The organism is Citrobacter sp. SX206 (assembly GCF_024181025.1).
In the GTDB taxonomy this organism is placed as follows: Bacteria; Pseudomonadota; Gammaproteobacteria; order Enterobacterales; family Enterobacteriaceae; genus Citrobacter; species Citrobacter youngae.
Window position 1 is genome coordinate 4,521,913 of sequence record NZ_CP049738.1, and the last position, 17,822, is coordinate 4,539,734.

General features: G+C 53.2%; 17 protein-coding genes. 3 read left to right on the forward strand and 14 right to left on the reverse strand.

Translation table 11 applies throughout. From position 1 onward, the window contains the following. Nucleotides 1–6 precede the first annotated feature (6 nt). Nucleotides 7–1,170: an acetyl-CoA C-acyltransferase FadA gene (gene fadA, locus G8S19_RS21785; RefSeq protein ID WP_061066935.1), complete on the forward strand. Its 1,164-nt coding sequence runs from the start codon at nt 7–9 to the stop codon at nt 1,168–1,170. Between the two features lie 178 nt (nt 1,171–1,348). Here the strand turns inward: fadA and G8S19_RS21790 are convergent, their stop codons facing one another. The 4 genes from G8S19_RS21790 to ubiD form a co-directional block, all read right to left on the reverse strand. Then, entirely contained in the window at nt 1,349–2,329 is a 981-nt protein-coding gene (locus tag G8S19_RS21790; RefSeq protein ID WP_199986537.1) for a LacI family DNA-binding transcriptional regulator, read from the reverse strand. A 7-nt stretch (nt 2,330–2,336) separates the two neighbouring features. After that, complete coding sequence (locus tag G8S19_RS21795; RefSeq protein ID WP_199986536.1) at nt 2,337–3,251, reverse strand: ROK family protein; 915 nt, start codon at nt 3,249–3,251, stop codon at nt 2,337–2,339. Between the two features lie 229 nt (nt 3,252–3,480). Next, on the reverse strand, nt 3,481–4,182 hold the full coding sequence (gene fre, locus G8S19_RS21800) for an NAD(P)H-flavin reductase (RefSeq protein WP_048214095.1): 702 nt from the start codon (nt 4,180–4,182) through the stop codon (nt 3,481–3,483). Nucleotides 4,183–4,222: 40 nt separating this feature from the next. Continuing rightward, on the reverse strand, nt 4,223–5,716 hold the full coding sequence (ubiD, locus tag G8S19_RS21805; RefSeq protein WP_040230095.1) for a 4-hydroxy-3-polyprenylbenzoate decarboxylase: 1,494 nt from the start codon (nt 5,714–5,716) through the stop codon (nt 4,223–4,225). Between the two features lie 166 nt (nt 5,717–5,882). Here ubiD and rfaH point away from each other — a divergent pair, with 166 nt between their 5' ends. After that, a complete protein-coding gene (gene rfaH / locus G8S19_RS21810; RefSeq protein WP_005133248.1) occupies nt 5,883–6,371 on the forward strand; it encodes a transcription/translation regulatory transformer protein RfaH in 489 nt (162 codons plus the stop codon). A 10-nt stretch (nt 6,372–6,381) separates the two neighbouring features. Here the strand turns inward: rfaH and tatD are convergent, their stop codons facing one another. The 9 genes from tatD to udp all read right to left on the reverse strand — a co-directional run bounded on the left by tatD (nt 6,382) and on the right by udp (nt 14,323). Then, a complete protein-coding gene (tatD, locus tag G8S19_RS21815) occupies nt 6,382–7,164 on the reverse strand; it encodes a 3'-5' ssDNA/RNA exonuclease TatD (protein WP_048214093.1) in 783 nt (260 codons plus the stop codon). A 41-nt stretch (nt 7,165–7,205) separates the two neighbouring features. After that, nucleotides 7,206–7,997: a Sec-independent protein translocase subunit TatC gene (gene tatC, locus G8S19_RS21820; RefSeq protein WP_048214092.1), complete on the reverse strand. Its 792-nt coding sequence runs from the start codon at nt 7,995–7,997 to the stop codon at nt 7,206–7,208. A 2-nt stretch (nt 7,998–7,999) separates the two neighbouring features. Beyond that, a complete protein-coding gene (tatB, locus tag G8S19_RS21825) occupies nt 8,000–8,548 on the reverse strand; it encodes a Sec-independent protein translocase protein TatB (RefSeq protein ID WP_061066931.1) in 549 nt (182 codons plus the stop codon). A gap of 3 nt (nt 8,549–8,551) precedes the next feature. Then, nucleotides 8,552–8,806 carry a Sec-independent protein translocase subunit TatA gene (gene tatA / locus G8S19_RS21830; protein ID WP_003017888.1) on the reverse strand — a complete coding sequence of 85 codons (255 nt, stop codon included), beginning with the start codon at nt 8,804–8,806 and terminating at the stop codon, nt 8,552–8,554. 78 nt (nt 8,807–8,884) lie between these two features. After that, complete coding sequence (ubiB, locus tag G8S19_RS21835) at nt 8,885–10,525, reverse strand: ubiquinone biosynthesis regulatory protein kinase UbiB (protein WP_101743054.1); 1,641 nt, start codon at nt 10,523–10,525, stop codon at nt 8,885–8,887. Then, the gene (gene ubiJ / locus G8S19_RS21840; RefSeq protein WP_124022108.1) at nt 10,522–11,127 is read right to left on the reverse strand and encodes a ubiquinone biosynthesis protein UbiJ; all 606 of its coding nucleotides are present in this window, start codon (nt 11,125–11,127) and stop codon (nt 10,522–10,524) included. Before ubiJ ends, ubiB begins: the two co-directional genes overlap by 4 nt. A gap of 13 nt (nt 11,128–11,140) precedes the next feature. Beyond that, nucleotides 11,141–11,896: a bifunctional demethylmenaquinone methyltransferase/2-methoxy-6-polyprenyl-1,4-benzoquinol methylase UbiE gene (gene ubiE / locus G8S19_RS21845; protein ID WP_003017897.1), complete on the reverse strand. Its 756-nt coding sequence runs from the start codon at nt 11,894–11,896 to the stop codon at nt 11,141–11,143. Between the two features lie 94 nt (nt 11,897–11,990). Beyond that, nucleotides 11,991–13,421, reverse strand: a complete 1,431-nt coding sequence (gene rmuC, locus G8S19_RS21850; RefSeq protein ID WP_253685877.1) for a DNA recombination protein RmuC — start codon at nt 13,419–13,421, stop codon at nt 11,991–11,993. Between the two features lie 140 nt (nt 13,422–13,561). Then, on the reverse strand, nt 13,562–14,323 hold the full coding sequence (gene udp, locus G8S19_RS21855) for a uridine phosphorylase (protein WP_003017903.1): 762 nt from the start codon (nt 14,321–14,323) through the stop codon (nt 13,562–13,564). A 265-nt stretch (nt 14,324–14,588) separates the two neighbouring features. Between udp and G8S19_RS21860 the strand changes: the two genes are divergently transcribed. Next, the gene (locus G8S19_RS21860; RefSeq protein WP_003017905.1) at nt 14,589–15,395 is read left to right on the forward strand and encodes a dienelactone hydrolase family protein; all 807 of its coding nucleotides are present in this window, start codon (nt 14,589–14,591) and stop codon (nt 15,393–15,395) included. Between the two features lie 54 nt (nt 15,396–15,449). Here G8S19_RS21860 and metE read toward each other — a convergent pair whose 3' ends face one another. Further along, on the reverse strand, nt 15,450–17,711 hold the full coding sequence (gene metE, locus G8S19_RS21865) for a 5-methyltetrahydropteroyltriglutamate--homocysteine S-methyltransferase (protein WP_253685878.1): 2,262 nt from the start codon (nt 17,709–17,711) through the stop codon (nt 15,450–15,452). Nucleotides 17,712–17,822 lie beyond the last annotated feature (111 nt).

Below are 17,822 nucleotides of genomic sequence, written 5' to 3' on the forward strand. Positions count from 1 at the left end.
GTCACAATGGAACAGGTTGTAATTGTTGATGCGATCCGTACCCCGATGGGCCGTTCGAAAGGGGGCGCGTTTCGTAACGTGCGGGCAGAAGATCTCTCCGCACATTTAATGCGTAGCCTGCTGGCGCGTAATCCGGCGCTGGAGCCAACCGCGCTGGATGACATTTACTGGGGCTGTGTGCAGCAAACGCTGGAGCAGGGTTTCAACATTGCCCGTAACGCCGCGCTGCTGGCAGAAATTCCGCACTCCGTTCCGGCGGTCACCGTCAACCGCCTGTGCGGTTCCTCGATGCAGGCGCTGCACGACGCGGCACGTATGATCATGACCGGCGATGCTCAGGCGTGCCTGATTGGTGGCGTGGAGCATATGGGCCATGTACCAATGAGCCACGGCGTTGATTTCCATCCAGGCATGAGCCGCAACGTAGCAAAAGCTGCGGGGATGATGGGGCTGACGGCAGAAATGCTCTCGCGTATGCACGGTATCAGTCGTGAAATGCAGGATGCCTTCGCCGCACGTTCACATGCTCGCGCCTGGGCTGCAACACAGTCTGGCGCATTTAAAAACGAAATCATCCCGACCGGCGGTCATGATGCCGACGGTGTGCTGAAACAGTTTAACTATGATGAGGTTATTCGTCCGGAAACCACTGTCGAAGCGCTATCCACCCTGCGCCCGGCGTTCGATCCGGTGAGCGGAACGGTCACTGCCGGTACCTCCTCCGCGCTCTCCGACGGAGCAGCGGCAATGCTGGTCATGAGTGAAAGTCGCGCCCGTGAGCTGGGTCTGACGCCGCGTGCCCGTATTCGTTCGATGGCTGTTGTTGGCTGCGACCCGTCAATCATGGGTTACGGTCCGGTTCCGGCCTCAAAACTGGCGCTGAAAAAAGCGGGACTCTCCACCAGCGACATCGGCTTGTTTGAGATGAACGAAGCCTTTGCCGCCCAGATCCTGCCGTGCATTAAAGATCTGGGGCTGATGGAGCAGATCGACGAGAAGATCAACCTCAACGGCGGCGCGATCGCCCTGGGCCACCCACTGGGTTGCTCCGGGGCGCGTATCAGCACCACCCTGCTCAACCTGATGGAACGCAAAGACGTGCAGTTTGGTCTGGCAACGATGTGTATCGGGTTAGGTCAGGGCATCGCGACGGTATTTGAGCGAGTTTAATCAAAGATAAATTCCCCTAAATAATTCTCGCTGCATCGCGGCGGCAACTGAGCGAATCCCCGGGAGCATAGATAACTATGTGACCGGGGTGAGCAAAGGCAGCCAACAAAGAGGCAGAGTGAATTATGACGGGGAAAGGTTTAGTTGCCGTTCTTCCCGCCTGTCAGGGGCGGGTTTTTTATTTACCTGAACTACCACGCACCACTAATTGCACCGGCAACAGCAGATTCTCTTCCAGTTTCTCTTCCAGCAATAAACGCAGCGCTTCACGCCCCAGTTGCTTTTTATCAACCGCAATAGTGGTCAGCGGCGGATGTGACCAGGCCGCAGCATCGATATCATCAAACCCCACCAGCGCGAGATCTTCCGGGATACGTATATCCTGCTGCACACACACCCGCTGAACAACCATCGCCGCCGCGTCGTTATAGGCAAAAATGGCATCAGGCGGCTCCGGCAGCCTGAAAAGCTCATTAACCGCTTCCACCAGGGATTGCTCGGTATCCAGCAGCGGTGGCGCAACGGCGTCGTATTCTGGCGGCATCAGCAAACGGGCCTCATACAATGCCTGACGGTAGCCCTTCTCGCGCTGACGGATGCTGTAGTGCGCAAGCGAACTGGCAAGAAAAGCGATACGGCTGCGCCCCTGTTCGATCAAGTGTTTTGTCGCCAGATAGCCGCCCTGGGTATTGTCCGGATTGACGCATGGCAAACCTGGAGCCCACAGATCCACCAGCACCAACGGCAATTTCATCTGTTGCAGCAAGCCAAGTAATTCAGGCTCAAAAAAACCGGCGCAGATCAGCGCATCCGGCTGGTGCAGCATCACCTGCTCACTCACTGCATCACCTGGGCCTATAGAGAGAAAACTCAGCGCAATACCCTGATCCCGGCAGGCATCATCGATACCCAGCAGCAGCTGCGAGTAAAACGGCAATGCCCGGCTGATATTGTGCTGGCGGTGAAGCAAAAACAGGACTCGCTTGAGCTTGTCACTGCGCAGGCGGGAAAAATCATAACCCTGCTGTTGCGCCACAGAAATAATGCGCAGCCGGGTATCTTCACGTAGCCCTGGCTGCCCTTTTAGTGCGCGGGATACAGCGCCAACTGAAACGCCGCAGGCTTCGGCAATATCTCTGATTCGTACAGGTTTCGTCATTTCACTCTCATTGATTTACGCTGGCCTTTTGTGCTCCCAGCCAGGCCGCGCCGCGTACGCCGCTGCTGTCGCCGTGTCGGGCCTGAACGATCGGCGTACGGCACTGTTTACCAAATACGTACTGCGCCACTCGCGCCTGCAATCCTGCGTACAGTAACGCGATATTAGATACCCCACCGCCCAGCACGATAACATCGGGATCGAGCGTATTCACAACCCCCGCCAACGCGCGCGCCAGCTGATCGCAATAGCGTTCCCATAACAAACAGGCATCTGCATCACCCGATTCTACCCGCTGCATAATATGTGGCACACCTGCATGTTGCGCGGTGTGATTCATATACTGACGCTCCAGGCCGCTGCCGGAAATAAAGCTCTCAATACAGTTCACCTGTCCGCAATAGCATGTCACTTCAGCCCCGTCCCGAGATTCGTGGTAGCGCGGCAATGCATTATGTCCCCACTCTCCTGCACAGGCGTTAGGTCCAGAGATCAAACGGTTATCGATGCATAGTCCACCGCCGCATCCGGTACCGAGGATAACGCCAAATACGACACGATAGCCCCGTCCGCTACCGTCCATCGCTTCCGACAGTGTGAAGCAGTTGGCGTCATTAGTTACGGGTACTGGCATTCCTAATGCACGCTCAAGATCTTGCGAAAAAGCCTGCTGATTCAGCACCAGGATATTGGAATTCTTAATCAAACCTTCGCTATCCACCGCGCCGGGCACCCCGATACCCACCGATAAAGGCTGATTAACGGCCTGTCTCGCCTTAGCAATCATCTCGGTCACAGCCTGGAAAAAATCACCGTAACTCTGCTTTGGTGTCGCACTTCGCTCGCAGAAAACAATTTCACCCGCGTTATCAATCACCACCGCTTCAATTTTAGTCCCGCCGATATCCAGTCCGAGCCTCATGGTTTTCCCTCGCTGACGTCCCGCAATGTGATGCGATACAGCTTGCCCATTTTGTTTACTAAACAAAATGAGACCCGTCACAAAAACTCAGTTTTATGATTAATAGATAGAAAAAACATGTTTACTAAAAAATGTGCTGAAAAAGAGAAACAACAAGACCGGGTTTGCACCCAGTTAGAAGAAGTAAGGTTGGTAATGGATGCGCCGGAAGGGATCCGGCGCACAGCGCTTAAATGAACGCGAAAGCGTCGCCAAACAGGCGATCTTCACGCGCACTACGTTCATTGCAGAACAGGTCGCGCGCGATTTTAGCCATCTCGAAACGCCCGGCGATATAAATATCATGTTCCGCCAGAGTGCCGTAATCCTGTAATACTGCCGTTAATACGGTTCCCGTACGACCACGCCAGCCGTCTTCAGGCTGCTCTACCACCGGCTCAACGCGCAGGTTCGGGTGATTCACCGACAATGCTTCCAGCTCTGAGAGATCGTAGAGATGCTTCTCTTCGCGCCCGCCCCAGTAAATAGTGATATCGCGGTTTGGATTGCGCGCCAGCGCGGTAAGCAGAATAGAACGCACGTAAGAGAACCCTGTACCTCCGGCAATCAGGATCAGCGGACGATTCTCATCATCCCGCAGCCAGGCTTCACCGTGCGGGATATCGACCTTAATTTCCCGATCTTTCAGAATTCGGTCCATAACAGCCATGGCATAAAGATTTAGCTCAGAAGCACCCACGTGCAGCTCAATGAACCCATGCTCATCCGGCGTAGATGCCATGGAGAACGGGCGTTTATCACGTTCGTCCATCACGACCATTAAATACTGACCTGCACGAAAGGAAAACGCCGCGTCCGGCACTAAACGTACGCGATATACGGTGTCAGTGATAGCTTCTACCGAGGTCACTTTACAGCTTAAGGTTGTCATGCGCTCTCTCTGTCGGATCAATAGGCAAAACGATCGCGCCTCAGGCGCTTTTGCCGTCATTAAAGATGGCTAATTCATCCCAAATTGCGTCAATACGCGCAGTCACTTCAGGATCTTTTTTAATCGGGCGTCCCCACTCTCGTTGGGTTTCACCCGGCCATTTATTTGTGGCATCCAGCCCCATTTTTGAACCAAGGCCGGAAACCGGCGAGGCAAAATCCAGGTAATCAATCGGCGTATTCTCTACCAGTACCGTATCCCGGGCCGGGTCCATACGGGTAGTAATTGCCCAAATCACATCGTTCCAGTCACGTGCGTTGACATCATCATCGCAGACAATAACAAATTTGGTGTACATAAACTGACGCAAAAATGACCAAACGCCCATCATGACGCGTTTGGCATGACCCGCGTACTGTTTTTTCATCGTCACCACGGCCAGTCGATAAGAACAACCTTCCGGCGGCAGATAAAAGTCGACGATTTCCGGGAACTGCTTTTGCAGAATAGGAACAAAGACCTCATTCAGCGCCACACCGAGAACCGCTGGCTCATCTGGTGGGCGTCCGGTGTAGGTGGAGTGATAAATCGCATCTTCACGTTGGGTAATGTGGGTGACGGTGAAAACCGGGAAGCTATCCACTTCATTGTAATAACCCGTATGATCGCCATACGGTCCTTCCGGTGCCAGTTCACCCGGCTCGATATAACCTTCCAGTACGATTTCAGCGCTGGCGGGTACTTCGAGATCGTTGGAGATGCATTTGACGACTTCGGTCTTGGTGCCACGCAGCAGCCCGGCGAAGGCGTACTCTGATAATGTATCAGGTACAGGGGTCACCGCGCCCAGAATGGTCGCCGGGTCTGCCCCTAACGCAACGGAGACTGGGAAACGCTCACCAGGGTGTGCAGCGCACCACTCCTGATAATCCAGCGCGCCGCCACGATGTGAAAGCCAACGCATAATGAGCTTATTTTTGCCAATCAACTGTTGGCGATAAATACCCAGATTCTGTCGCTCTTTATGCGGACCACGCGTGACGGTGAGTCCCCATGTAATCAGTGGCGCAGCATCTTCCGGCCAGCAGGTCATAATCGGAATGCGGTTTAAATCAACGTCATCGCCTGAAGAAATTTTTTGCTGACAAGGCGCACCGCGTAGCCGTTTGGTCGGCATGTTCAGCACCTGCTTGAACTGTGGCAGCTTATCAAACAGATCGCGGAATCCTTTCGGCGGCTCCGGCTCTTTTAAAAACGCCAACAGCTTACCAACTTCCCGTAGTGCTGAGACATCTTCTTGCCCCATCCCCATGGCGACACGCTTCGGCGTGCCAAACAGATTGCACAGCACCGGCATTGAATAGCCTTTTGGATTCTCAAACAGCAGCGCAGGCCCACCGGCACGCAAGGTGCGATCGGCAATTTCAGTGATCTCCAGATGGGGATCCACTGGAAGCGTAATGCGTTTGAGCTCGCCCTGCTGTTCAAGCTGCGTCAGGAAGTCGCGTAAATCGTGATATTTCATGGCGTCCATTATGGCCTCTGTGTAAGCGCCTCATTATACGGCGTTCATCATTGTGATGCTGTATTTTTGTTAAATTAGCGTGAACTCTGGCAACCAACACCGATGAGGCTTGAAAGATGAAGTGTATAATGACTTTTGCTATGCTTGCGCTCAGAACAAGCGGATAAGAGTTATTATGCAAGCCTGGTATTTACTGTACTGCAAACGCGGGCAACTTCAACGTGCCCAGGAACACCTGGAAAGACAAGCAGTAAACTGTTTGACGCCAATGATCACCCTGGAAAAAATGGTGCGTGGTAAACGTACCACAGTCAGTGAGCCACTTTTCCCTAATTACATGTTTGTCGAGTTCGATCCGGAAGTGATCCACACCACGACCATCAATGCGACACGTGGCGTTAGCCATTTTGTACGTTTTGGAGCGACACCAGCCACCGTCCCCTCTCCCGTCATTCACCAGCTTTCTATCTACAAGCCCGAAGGAATTGTTGACCCGGAAACGCCGCATCCTGGAGACTGCGTCATTATCACTGAAGGGGCATTTGAAGGGTTGAAGGCGATTTTCACCGAACCCGACGGCGAAGCACGTTCCATGCTCCTGCTTAACCTGTTGAATAAAGAGGTTAAGCAGAGCGTGAAAAACACCGGCTTTCGAAAAATATAAACAGACTGACTCAGAAGGTCACTTCGAATAACGTTCTGACGTTGGCATCAATCGCCGTTGATAGCCACTGAGGATCTTCCCCGCGCCAGTGCGCAATACGCTCAAGAATATGCGGCAGGTGTGCAGGTTCATTGCGTCGGGAAGTCGGCTTCGGGGCCAGATCGCGTGGGAGTAAATAGGGCGCGTCTGTTTCTATCAGCAGCCTTTCCACTGGGATAAACGGCAGTAGCTCCCGTAGTTCCATACCCCGACGCTCATCACAGACCCATCCGGTAATCCCGATATAAAGCCCTCTGTCCACGCAGTCCTGCATCTCCCGGCGCGAACCAGTGAAACAGTGCAGCACTGCGCCGGGGAGGCTGTCCAGCCAGGGTTCCAGCAGCGTCAGAAAACGTTCGTGGGCATCCCGACAATGCATGAAAACAGGCATCTGCAATTCGGCGGCAATACGCAATTGCGCCTCAAAAGCCCGTTCCTGTTCCTGCGCAGTGGAGTAATTACGATTGAAATCCAGGCCACACTCACCAATGGCGACCACTTCAGACTGGTTCGCCAGTGCAATAATTTCCGCCTCTGTTGAGGATTGCCATTGGCTACTGTCATGCGGGTGGACGCCAGCTGTGGACCAGCAATGTGGATAATGCTGTGCCAACTTTAGCGCCTGCTGGCTTTCATGCAGGTTTGTTCCGGTCAGAAGCATGCCGTTTACACCCGCAGCAAAGGCGCGCGCCACAACCTCATCCCTGTCTTTCGCAAATTGTGAACTGGTTAGATTAACGCCAATATCAAACATGCTTCCTCCCATATGACAACCGCCCTTACGGGCGGCTGAATTTACTCTTCGGTTTTCTCGGTGGCTTCGGCTTCTTTCGCATTCTCAGCCTCGTTGTCTTCGTCTCGCGTACGTCGCTTGCCGACATAAAAACGAGAGAAGAAAACACCCACCTCGAACAGGCAGTACATCGGTATCGCCAACAGCGTTTGCGAGAAGACATCTGGTGGAGTCAGTAACATCCCCACGACAAATGCCCCGACAACTACGTAAGGACGTTTCTTACGTAGGTCCTCAGGTGTCGTAATGCCCATCCAGCACAACAATACAATGGCGACAGGAACCTCAAAAGAGACACCAAACGCCATAAACAGCGCCATGACAAAGCTGAGATAACTGGCAATGTCTGTCGAAACCTGCACGCCTTGCGGAGCTGTGTTGGCAAGGAAGCCAAACGCCAACGGGAAGACGACAAAATAGGCGAATGCCATCCCGATATAGAACAACAGCGAACTTGAGACCAGCAGCGGCACGACAAGGCGACGTTCATGCTTATACAAAGCAGGCGCAATAAATGCCCATACCTGGTACAGGATCACTGGTGCCGACAGGATCAGCGACACCATAAAGGTTAGCTTTATCGGGGTAAAGAACGGTGAAGCCACATCGGTGGCGATCATCGTTGCACCCTGAGGCATCTGCTTAATCAGCGGTGCCGCAACCATATGGTAAATGTCGTTGGCAAAATAAACCAACGCCAGAAAGATCACCATAACCGCAATAATGCAGTTCAGGAGTCGCTTACGCAGCTCAATAAGATGCGTGATGAGCGGTTGAGTATCTTCTACAGACATGTTTACGGTTTATCACTCGACGAGGGTGAGGATTCGACAGCAGGTGCAGCAGGTTTCTTTTCCGCGTCCATCGACGTAACGGAAACAGTGTCCTTCAACTCCGGCGTGTCAGCACCCGTGGATTCCGGTTTTTGCTCCGGCGAACTGGCCTGTGCTTCAGCAGTAGCAGGGGTAACCCCCTCGTGCTGCGCTTCACTTCCTTTCACTACAGGGTTATGGATAGTGTGCGCTTCATCGCTCGCTTTCTCAGGATCGTGCACGCTGTAAGAACGCTTCATCGACTCAGCCGCTTCACGCAGCTCATCCATCGATGCTTTCAGCTCCGGCGTCAAATTTGTCAGGCTCGCTTTCTCTACTTTCTTCAGGCTGTCCTGAAACTCCTGAAGCTTAAGCTCCTGGGTCAGTTCATTCTGCACAGTAGTTGCAAGAGAGCGCAGCGCACGGACCCAGCCCGCGACCGTTTTTACTGCCACTGGCAATCGTTGTGGCCCCAGTACGATGAGGCCGATAACGAACACCAATAACAGTTCGCTAAAACCGATATCAAACACGGATTATACCTGCTCTTTATCTTGGCTTTTGGCGTCTTCTTTCTTCACTTCACCCTGCTTATCGGTGATGGATTTAGCGGTAAAATCAGCGTCCTGGCTGGTTTTATCCTGCTTAGGTTCATCATCACCCATCGCTTTCTTGAAGCCTTTAATAGACGCGCCAAGGTCGGAACCGATGGAGCCGAGTTTCTTGGTGCCAAATAGCAGTACAACGATGACGGCAATGATCAACAACTGCCAAATACTGATACCACCCATACATGTTCCTCTGTCATAGATGATGAATTAATAAGGCCGTAGTATACGTTACACGACCTGCTTTGGGCGATGAAAAAATCAGCGCATTTTGCGCCAGCCGATCAGCCAGGCGATAACACCACCCGCGATTAACCAGCCCGGCATAAGCCCCCACTCAGGGCGGCTTACCAGCAGGAATGTCCCACTTAACAGCAACGTTGCGCCAATACCCAATAAATAACGGGATTGTCCCTGACGTACGTGATTCGCATGAAGCTCGCGCGCAATCTTATCAACACTGTGCTGTAAATATTTGCCCTGGCGCAAACTGTCATACACCAGTTCAGGTATTTCTGGCATTTTTTCGACCCAGAACGGTGCTTTTTCTTTAAATGCCCTGACAAGCGCCGGAATACCGACCTGATCTTTAATCCAGGATTCAAGGAAAGGTTTGGCCGTTTTCCACAGATCCAACTGAGGATAGAGCTGTCGGCCAACACCCTCAACGTACAACAGCGTCTTCTGTAACAGCACCAGTTGAGGCTGGACTTCCATATTAAATCGACGTGCCGTATTGAACAGATTCAACAGCACGTGACCAAAGGAGATCTCTGCTAGCGGCTTTTCGAAGATCGGCTCACACACGGTACGAATGGCGAATTCGAACTCTTCAACGTTGGTATCCGGTGGAACCCATCCAGAATCCACGTGCAGTTCAGCAACTTTGCGGTAATCGCGGTTAAAGAACGCAATGAAGTTTTCAGCCAGATAGCGCTTATCTTCTTTATTTAATGAGCCCACGATCCCGCAATCAATACCGATGTATTTCGGGTTTTCAGGGTGCTCATAGCTGACGAAAATGTTGCCCGGGTGCATGTCCGCATGGAAAAAGCTGTCGCGGAAAACCTGAGTAAAAAAGACCTGAACACCGCGTTCGGCCAGCAGCTTCATATTGGTGCCGTTCTTCTCAAGCGTGGCGACATCTGAAACGGGAATACCGTAAATGCGCTCCATCACCATCATGTTCTGACTGCAATAGTCTGAGTACACTTCCGGGATGTACAACATTGGGCTGTCTTCAAAATTACGCCGCAGTTGAATGGCGTTTGCCGACTCACGCAGCAGGTTCAGCTCGTCGATCAATGTTTTTTCATATTCACGGACCACTTCTGTTGGCCGCAGACGACGACCATCCGGCAGCAGGCGAGGAACCCAACGAGCAAGGCGATAGATCAGTTTTAAATCGGCTTTGATTACCGGCAGGATATCCGGACGAATAACTTTGATCACCACCTCTTTGCCATTCGACTTCAGTCGCGCGGTGTGAACCTGAGCAACAGACGCAGATGCCAGTGGTGTTATCTCAAAATCATCAAACCACTCTTCAACAGGTAGCCCACCCATTGCTTCTTCAATTTGTTCTTTTGCCCGTTGTCCATCGAATGGAGCAACCCGATCCTGCAACAGGGCCAACTGATCGGCGATGTGCGGCGGAAACAGATCTCGACGGGTGGAGAGCATTTGACCAAATTTGATCCATACCGGCCCCAATTCCTGCAAAGCCAGTCTCAGCCTTTCACCCAGCGGCTTATCTTTATGTCGGTTTGGCATCCAAAACAATGTGTAACGCCACAGACGGAGCGGCAGCGTAATACGCATTTTGGGGATGAGTTCATCAAGACCGTAGCTTAAAAAAGTGCGAATGATGAAATAAAGGCGCCGTACTTCTCCTGGCGTCATTTGGCCTCCAGTTTTTCCAGCCGTCTGGCCAGAGATTCGACCGCGCGCTCAACCGCTGCCGTTTCTTCCGCAAACCATGCAACTTCAAGCAGGCCAGGGGCCATACGCCACTCTTCAGTGATCGCTTCGGTAACATAACGTTGCTGACGTTGAATGCCATGACGTAGGAACTTCGCGCCACCGCGCAGGACTTTGCTAACACCTTCCGCGACGATATCACCGGTATAAGGAGCTAATAGCTCTGCAGGGTCGAATTCCGCCAGGTCAGCCAGCGCCACAAAGTTCTGCACCACCTGAATATCGCCCTGCACTTCCAGTTCGCCGCTGCGAATAAGCGTGGTGAGTTGCTGCCGATCGCGTAGTTTCGGTAACACGCTGGCATGTGTAATCACGGTGCAATCGGCTTCGCCTTCCCATGCCCCCAGCACATCGACCTGGCGCTCACTGAATACCAGGACTAGCGACGTCGAAAATCCTTTCAGGTCAAAACGCAGCACCTTACTCTGCAAACGCGTTCGGGCCGATTTCAGCGCAGGAGAACGGTACAGAAAGGTGTTGAGCAGATTTTCAACGCCTGCGGTCACTAAGGGTTTTAAAGGCATCCCCAATCTCCTGTCAGAACTTGTAGCCACGATGCAGCGCAACGACACCTGCCGTCAGGTTGTAGTAATCAACGCTTTCGAACCCGGCATCTTGCATCATTGCTTTTAAGGTGTCCTGATCGGGATGCATGCGGATGGATTCCGCCAGATAGCGATAACTGTCTGCATCGCTTGCTACCATGGAGCCAATGCGCGGCAGAACGTGGAAAGAGTATGCGTCGTAGGCTTTGCTCAGAGGTTCGATAATCGGCTTGGAGAATTCCAGCACCAGTAGACGTCCGCCCGGCTTCAACACGCGATACATAGAGCGTAATGCTTTGTCTTTATCCGTAACGTTGCGCAGACCGAAAGAGATGGTGATGCAGTCAAACGTGTTGTCAGGGAAAGGTAGTGCTTCCGCATTCGCCTGAACGTACTCAACGTTACCCACCACACCAATATTGCGCAGCTTTTCGCGACCCATTTTGAGCATTGAGTCATTGATATCCGCCAGCACAACTTTGCCGGTTTCGCCTACCATGCGAGAGAATTTCGCCGTCAGATCGCCGGTACCGCCCGCTAAATCGAGAACGGTTTGCCCGCGACGCACGCCACTGCAGTCAATGGTGAAGCGCTTCCACAAACGATGAATGCCGAATGACATTAAGTCATTCATAACGTCATATTTAGAGGCCACAGAATGAAAAACGTGGGCCACCATGTCAGCTTTCTGCTCTTTAGCGACGGTCTGAAAGCCAAAGTGCGTCGTTTCTTGTGAATTATCCACCATCTCAGTGCCTGCTCATTCAAAAAATGTTCGAGAAGTGTAACAGATTGGGCCAATTTGCCCTACCCTTCTGCCGGGTTCAACTACCCCAAATGGACTAGCTTGATTGCTGATTTACCGTTTCATCATCGGGGTAAGGCTCATCTTGTTGCGTCTCAGGGACCGAGCGCAAACGGTACTCTTCATCCTGGGTAGTGGCTTGTTCAGCCAGCTCAGGATTAATCTCACGCTTAATTTCCACGCCTAAGCCACGGAAGGCTTCCGCCTGCGATAAGACATTTCCACGCCCCGAAGAGAGCTTCTTCATTGCCTGTCGGTAATTATCCTGGGCTTTATCCAGGCTTTGGCCGATTGCCGACATATCATCCACAAACAATCGCATCTTGTCATAAAGTTTACTGGCCCGATCGGCAATTTGTTGCGCGTTACGGCTCTGATGCTCGTAGCGCCACAGATTGGCAATCGTACGCAATGCCACCAACAGCGTAGTGGGACTGACCAGCATAATGTTATTTCTAAGCGCTTCGGTAATCAGTTCGGGCTGCCTGTCGAGCGCCAGTAAAAAAGCAGGCTCAACGGGGATAAACATCAGCACATAGTCAAGCGTACGTAACCCAGGAAGCTGCTGATAGTCTTTGCGACCCAGCAGACGAATGTGGTTGCGCACCGAAGCGATGTGCTCCTGCAACGCGCTCTCGCGGGTGAATTCATCTTCAGCGTTAAAATAGCGTTCATAGGCGACCAGCGTCATTTTCGCGTCGATCACCACATCTTTGCCCTGCGGTAGTCGGACAATAACATCTGGCTGCATCCGCGAGCGCACATCATTCTCGATGCTAACCTGGGTTTCGTATTCATAGCCTTCGCGCAGACCGGAAGCCTCAAGCACCCGCGTGAGTACGACTTCGCCCCAGTTACCCTGCGTTTTGTTATCGCCTTTTAATGCCCGCGTCAGGTTTACCGCTTCCTGTGCCATCTGCGCGTTCAGTTGCTGAAGATTACGAATTTCGTGCGCCAGGGTATGACGTTCCTGTGCCTCTTTACCGAAGCTGTCCTGAACCTGGCGGCGAAAACCGTCCAGTTGTTCGCGAAGCGGTGCCAGCAGGCTGTTCAGGCTTTGGCGATTTTGCTCATCTACGCGGCGATTGCTGTGCTCGAATATACGGTTCGCCAGATTCTCAAACTGTTCGCTCAGGCGCTGTTCGCTGTTGATCATCTGGCGAATTTTATCTTCCGCATGCTGCTGCGTCGCTTCCAGCCGGGTAGTGACTTCACGGAGATCGGCCTCCAGTGAGGTGTTGATACTGTGCAGGCTGCGGAGTTCGTTATTCAGCAGTTCGCACTCATCACGCCAGTGGGCTTCCTGTGAGAGTTGTTGCCGGGCGGCGCTTAGCGCGATATCCAGTTCACGTCGTTCTTCGATGAGATCGGCACGGATCCTGTCGGCATGCGCTTTTGTTGCCAGCCACCCAACCAGCAGCCCTGCAGCTAACGCCAGCACGGCACTCATCATAATTGAAATATCCACAACGCCCCCTTACAGCAACGACTTACCCGCACAAAATAGAATTGTGCTGTATAAACGTCCAGTTTAAAAGGAATTTCCTGCGAGGTACTACGCAAAATAAAAAGGCCGAACGCGTCGGCCTTTTTGAATAGACGGGAGAATTACAGTAAACGACGCGCAGCTTCCACCACGATTTTCACCGCGTGGCTTTCGGTTTGTTTCATCGTTTCCGCATTAGGAATCTCTTGCTGAGTACGGTTCACGATAACACCCGCGACCATACCGGCACGCAGACCCTGGCTTGCGCACATGGTCAGCAGCGTGGCAGATTCCATTTCGTAGTTCATAACGCCCATAGACTGCCACTCTTCCATCGAGCCTTTGAAACGGCTCACTACGCGACCAGAGAAGGTGTCGTAACGCTCCTGGCCCGGGTAGAAGGTATCAGAAGACGCGGTAACGCCAACGTGGGTAGTGGCGCCGATAGATTTCGCCGCTTCCACCAGCGCGGTGGTGCACTCGAAGTCTGCAACAGCCGGGAACTCCATTGGCGCGAAGTGCAGGCTTGCGCCGTCCAGACGGACAGACGCTGTGGTGACCAGGACATCACCCACGTTGATATGTGGCTGGATAGCGCCAGTCGTACCGATACGCAGGAAGGTACGAATGCCCAGCTGTGCCAGTTCTTCTACGGCAATAGAGGTTGACGGGCCGCCGATACCGGTAGAGCAAACGATCACGGCTTTACCATCCAGCTCAGCACGCCAGGTAGTGAACTCGCGATGAGATGCCAGCTTAACCGGCTTATCCATCAGCGCGGCGATCTTTTCCACACGCTCCGGGTCGCCAGGGACGATAGCAAGCGTAGCCCCTTGTAAATCGCTCTTAGTGAGGCCGAGATGAAAAACATCAGACTTAGACATAAAAACTCCTCTGTGAATCGGTTTTGTCAGAAGAAGCAAAAACACACTTTACCGAAGGCATGAACATATTTTCGTGACAGTCATCACTATGATGTAAATCAATTGCATTCAATTACCATGAAATAGTGATACGCATCACATAAATGATGCGATGTAAGGAAGCCCTGCACAAAAGATAGCCCGTTTAAGGCAATGTGGTTCGTTGCATGTGTCTATAGTTAACAATGCGCTTTTTGGCTGAATATTTAAGGGTACGGAGAATACCATGACAACACAACAATCTGGCTTTGCACCTGCTGTATCTCCACCGACGTCTACCACGGTTCACACTCCGGATAACGCGATTATCGCCGGTGTAACGTCCATACCTTCACAAGGCGATGATATGCCAGCGTATCACGCACGACCAAAACAAACCGATGGCCTACTTCCCGTGGTCATTGTCGTGCAGGAGATTTTTGGTATTCATGAGCACATTCGTGACGTTTGCCGCCGTCTGGCTCTGGAAGGGTATCTGGCTATCGCACCCGAACTCTATTTTCGCGAAGGCGATCCCAATGACTTTGCCGATATCCCGACGCTTCTAAGCGGCCTCGTCGCCAAAGTGCCTGACTCTCAGGTACTGGCCGATTTGGATCACGTCGCCAGTTGGGCCTCCCGCAACGGGGGAGATGCGCACCAACTGATGATCACCGGATTTTGCTGGGGTGGACGCATCACCTGGTTGTATGCCGCACACAATCCACAGCTAAAAGCGGCGGTGGCGTGGTACGGCAAACTGGTGGGCGATAAAACGCTGAACTCCCCCAAACATCCCGTTGATATCGCAACCGATCTTAACGCCCCCGTTTTGGGACTGTATGGCGGCCAGGATACCAGTATTCCACAAGATACCGTTGAAACAATGCGTCAGGCGCTGCGTGCCGCCAATGCGAAAGCGGAAATCGTGGTCTATCCCGATGCCGGGCATGCGTTTAACGCCGATTATCGCCCGAGCTATCACGAAGAGTCCGCGAAAGACGGCTGGCAGAGAATGCTGGAGTGGTTCGCGCAATACGGTGGGAAGAAATAATTCCCGCCAGGCAAACCAATAAACAAAACGGAGGCATCAGCCTCCGTTTTGTTTTTACGCCTGACGCAGATTCTGCGCCGCTTTAACCATGTTTGCCAGCGCAGCACGGGTTTCCGGCCAGCCGCGCGTTTTCAGGCCGCAATCCGGGTTCACCCACAGACGCTCAGCCGGAATACGCTGCTCGGCTTTCTTCAACAGGGCTTCAATCCATTCCACGCTCGGAACGTTCGGCGAGTGAATATCGTAAACGCCCGGCCCGATTTCGTTCGGATAGTCGAACTCTTCGAACGACTCCAGCAACTCCATATCAGAGCGCGAGGTTTCGATGGTGATCACGTCCGCGTCCAGCGCCGCAATGGAGTCCATGATGTCGTTGAACTCGCAGTAACACATGTGGGTGTGGATCTGGGTTTCATCCTTCGCCACTGCCGCGTTAATGCGGAAGGCTTCCACGCCCCACTCCAGATACGCCGCCCAGTCGCTGCGACGCAGCGGTAAACCTTCACGCAGTGCCGGCTCATCAATCTGGATGATGCCGATCCCCGCCGCTTCCAGATCCGCAACTTCATCACGCAGCGCCAGCGCAATCTGCTTCGCGATGGTTTCACGCGTCACGTCTTCACGCGGGAATGACCAGCAAAGAATGGTCACCGGACCGGTCAGCATACCTTTTACCGGTTTGTCGGTCAGCGACTGGGCATACTTCGCCCACTCCACGGTGATCGCTTCCGGGCGGCTGACGTCGCCAATGACTACCGGTGGCTTCACGCAACGGGAGCCATAGCTCTGCACCCAACCGTTCTGGGTAAAGACGAACCCGTCCAGATGCTCACCAAAGTATTCCACCATGTCGTTACGTTCGGCTTCACCGTGTACCAGCACGTCGAGACCCAGACGCTCCTGTTCAGCGATCGCCTGTTTAATATGTTCCGCAATTCCGGTGCGATAGTTACCAGCATCCAGGTTGCCCTTTTTGAAGTCCAGACGCAGACCGCGAATTTCGGTGGTTTGCGGGAATGAGCCGATAGTCGTGGTCGGCCATGCCGGCAGATTAAAGCGGGCACGCTGCGCCTCGGCACGAACCGGATAGGCGTTGGCGCGCTGGCTGTCCTGAGCGGTGATCGCCGCCAGGCGTTTTTCCACTGCGGCGTTATGGACACGGGTAGAGTGACGACGAGCCTGAATCGGTGCGCTCCACTCGACAATTGCCGCCGTATCACCGCTGTTCAACGCATCACGCAACAGCGCCAGCTCGCCGCATTTTTGCAGGGCGAAGGCAAACCAGCTCTTCACCTCTGCATCAAGGCGGGTTTCCACGCTGAGATCGATGGGGCTATGCAGCAGGGAGCAGGAAGAAGCCACCCACAGGTCACGTTTCCCGACGATATCTTTAATTTGCGCGTATTTTTCGCTGAGGTCGGCGCGCCAGACGTTACGACCATTGACCAGACCCGCTGACAGCAGCCAGTCGGCAGGCAGACGTTTGTGCAGCTCGGCGACATCATCTTTACCGTGCACGAAGTCAACGTGCAGCCCCTGCACCGGCAGCGCGGTAATGGTATCCAGGTTTGGCGTTACGCCTTCGAAGTAGGTGGTTAGTAGCAGCTTCACCTGGCCCTGCAGGGCGTCATAAGCCGGTTTAAAGGCATCCAGCCATGCTTGCGGCAGCTCCAGCACCAGAGCAGGTTCATCAATCTGCACCCACTCAATACCCCGTTTTGCCAGCTCAGCCAGCACCTGCTGGTAAACCGGCAGAATGTCGTTCAACAAGCTCAGGCGGTCAAACTGTTCGCCTTTCACTTTCCCCAGCCACAGGTAAGTTACCGGCCCCAGCAGCACAGGTTTCACCTTGTGCCCGAGTGCCAGCGCTTCGTCTACTTCGTCCAGCAGTTGCGTCCAGGTCAGTTTGAACTGCTGACCCTTGGTGAATTCCGGCACCATGTAGTGATAGTTGGTGTTAAACCATTTGGTCATTTCTGCTGCCGCCGCTGGCTCACCGGTCGGTGCGCGGCCACGGCCAATGCGGAATAAGGTATCGATATCAACCGAGGCGTCTTTATTCTGATGACGCGCCGGAACGTTGCCGAGCAGCAGGCTGGTGGTCAGCACGTGATCGTACCAGGCAAAATCACCTACCGGCAGCAGGTCAACACCCGCCTGCTTCTGCTGATCCCAGTGGCGGGCACGCAGCTCGCGGCCAACGGTCAGCAAATCTTCACGGGAAGAATTTCCCGCCCAGTAACTTTCTTGCGCTTTCTTCAACTCGCGACGCAGGCCAACGCGAGGGAAACCGAGGGTGTGATTAAGTATTGTCATTACATGCCTCTTATTTAATTTGCAGGTTTTAGCCGTCCAGATGTTTACACCGCTATATTTCGCAAGTACTGTATATTCCTCAAGCGCAATTTGTTCATGCCGAAGTGAAGG

Bases quoted from the DNA above. Each gene is read 5' to 3' on its own strand.
- fadA (WP_061066935.1), top strand. From the start codon at position 7: ATGGAACAGGTTGTAATTGTTGATGCGATCCGTACCCCGATGGGCCGT.
- G8S19_RS21790 (WP_199986537.1), bottom strand. From the start codon at position 2,329: ATGACGAAACCTGTACGAATCAGAGATATTGCCGAAGCCTGCGGCGTT.
- G8S19_RS21795 (WP_199986536.1), bottom strand. From the start codon at position 3,251: ATGAGGCTCGGACTGGATATCGGCGGGACTAAAATTGAAGCGGTGGTG.
- fre (WP_048214095.1), bottom strand. From the start codon at position 4,182: ATGACAACCTTAAGCTGTAAAGTGACCTCGGTAGAAGCTATCACTGAC.
- ubiD (WP_040230095.1), bottom strand. From the start codon at position 5,716: ATGGACGCCATGAAATATCACGATTTACGCGACTTCCTGACGCAGCTT.
- rfaH (WP_005133248.1), top strand. From the start codon at position 5,883: ATGCAAGCCTGGTATTTACTGTACTGCAAACGCGGGCAACTTCAACGT.
- tatD (WP_048214093.1), bottom strand. From the start codon at position 7,164: ATGTTTGATATTGGCGTTAATCTAACCAGTTCACAATTTGCGAAAGAC.
- tatC (WP_048214092.1), bottom strand. From the start codon at position 7,997: ATGTCTGTAGAAGATACTCAACCGCTCATCACGCATCTTATTGAGCTG.
- tatA (WP_003017888.1), bottom strand. From the start codon at position 8,806: ATGGGTGGTATCAGTATTTGGCAGTTGTTGATCATTGCCGTCATCGTT.
- ubiB (WP_101743054.1), bottom strand. From the start codon at position 10,525: ATGACGCCAGGAGAAGTACGGCGCCTTTATTTCATCATTCGCACTTTT.
- ubiJ (WP_124022108.1), bottom strand. From the start codon at position 11,127: ATGCCTTTAAAACCCTTAGTGACCGCAGGCGTTGAAAATCTGCTCAAC.
- ubiE (WP_003017897.1), bottom strand. From the start codon at position 11,896: ATGGTGGATAATTCACAAGAAACGACGCACTTTGGCTTTCAGACCGTC.
- udp (WP_003017903.1), bottom strand. From the start codon at position 14,323: ATGTCTAAGTCTGATGTTTTTCATCTCGGCCTCACTAAGAGCGATTTA.
- G8S19_RS21860 (WP_003017905.1), top strand. From the start codon at position 14,589: ATGACAACACAACAATCTGGCTTTGCACCTGCTGTATCTCCACCGACG.
- metE (WP_253685878.1), bottom strand. From the start codon at position 17,711: ATGACAATACTTAATCACACCCTCGGTTTCCCTCGCGTTGGCCTGCGT.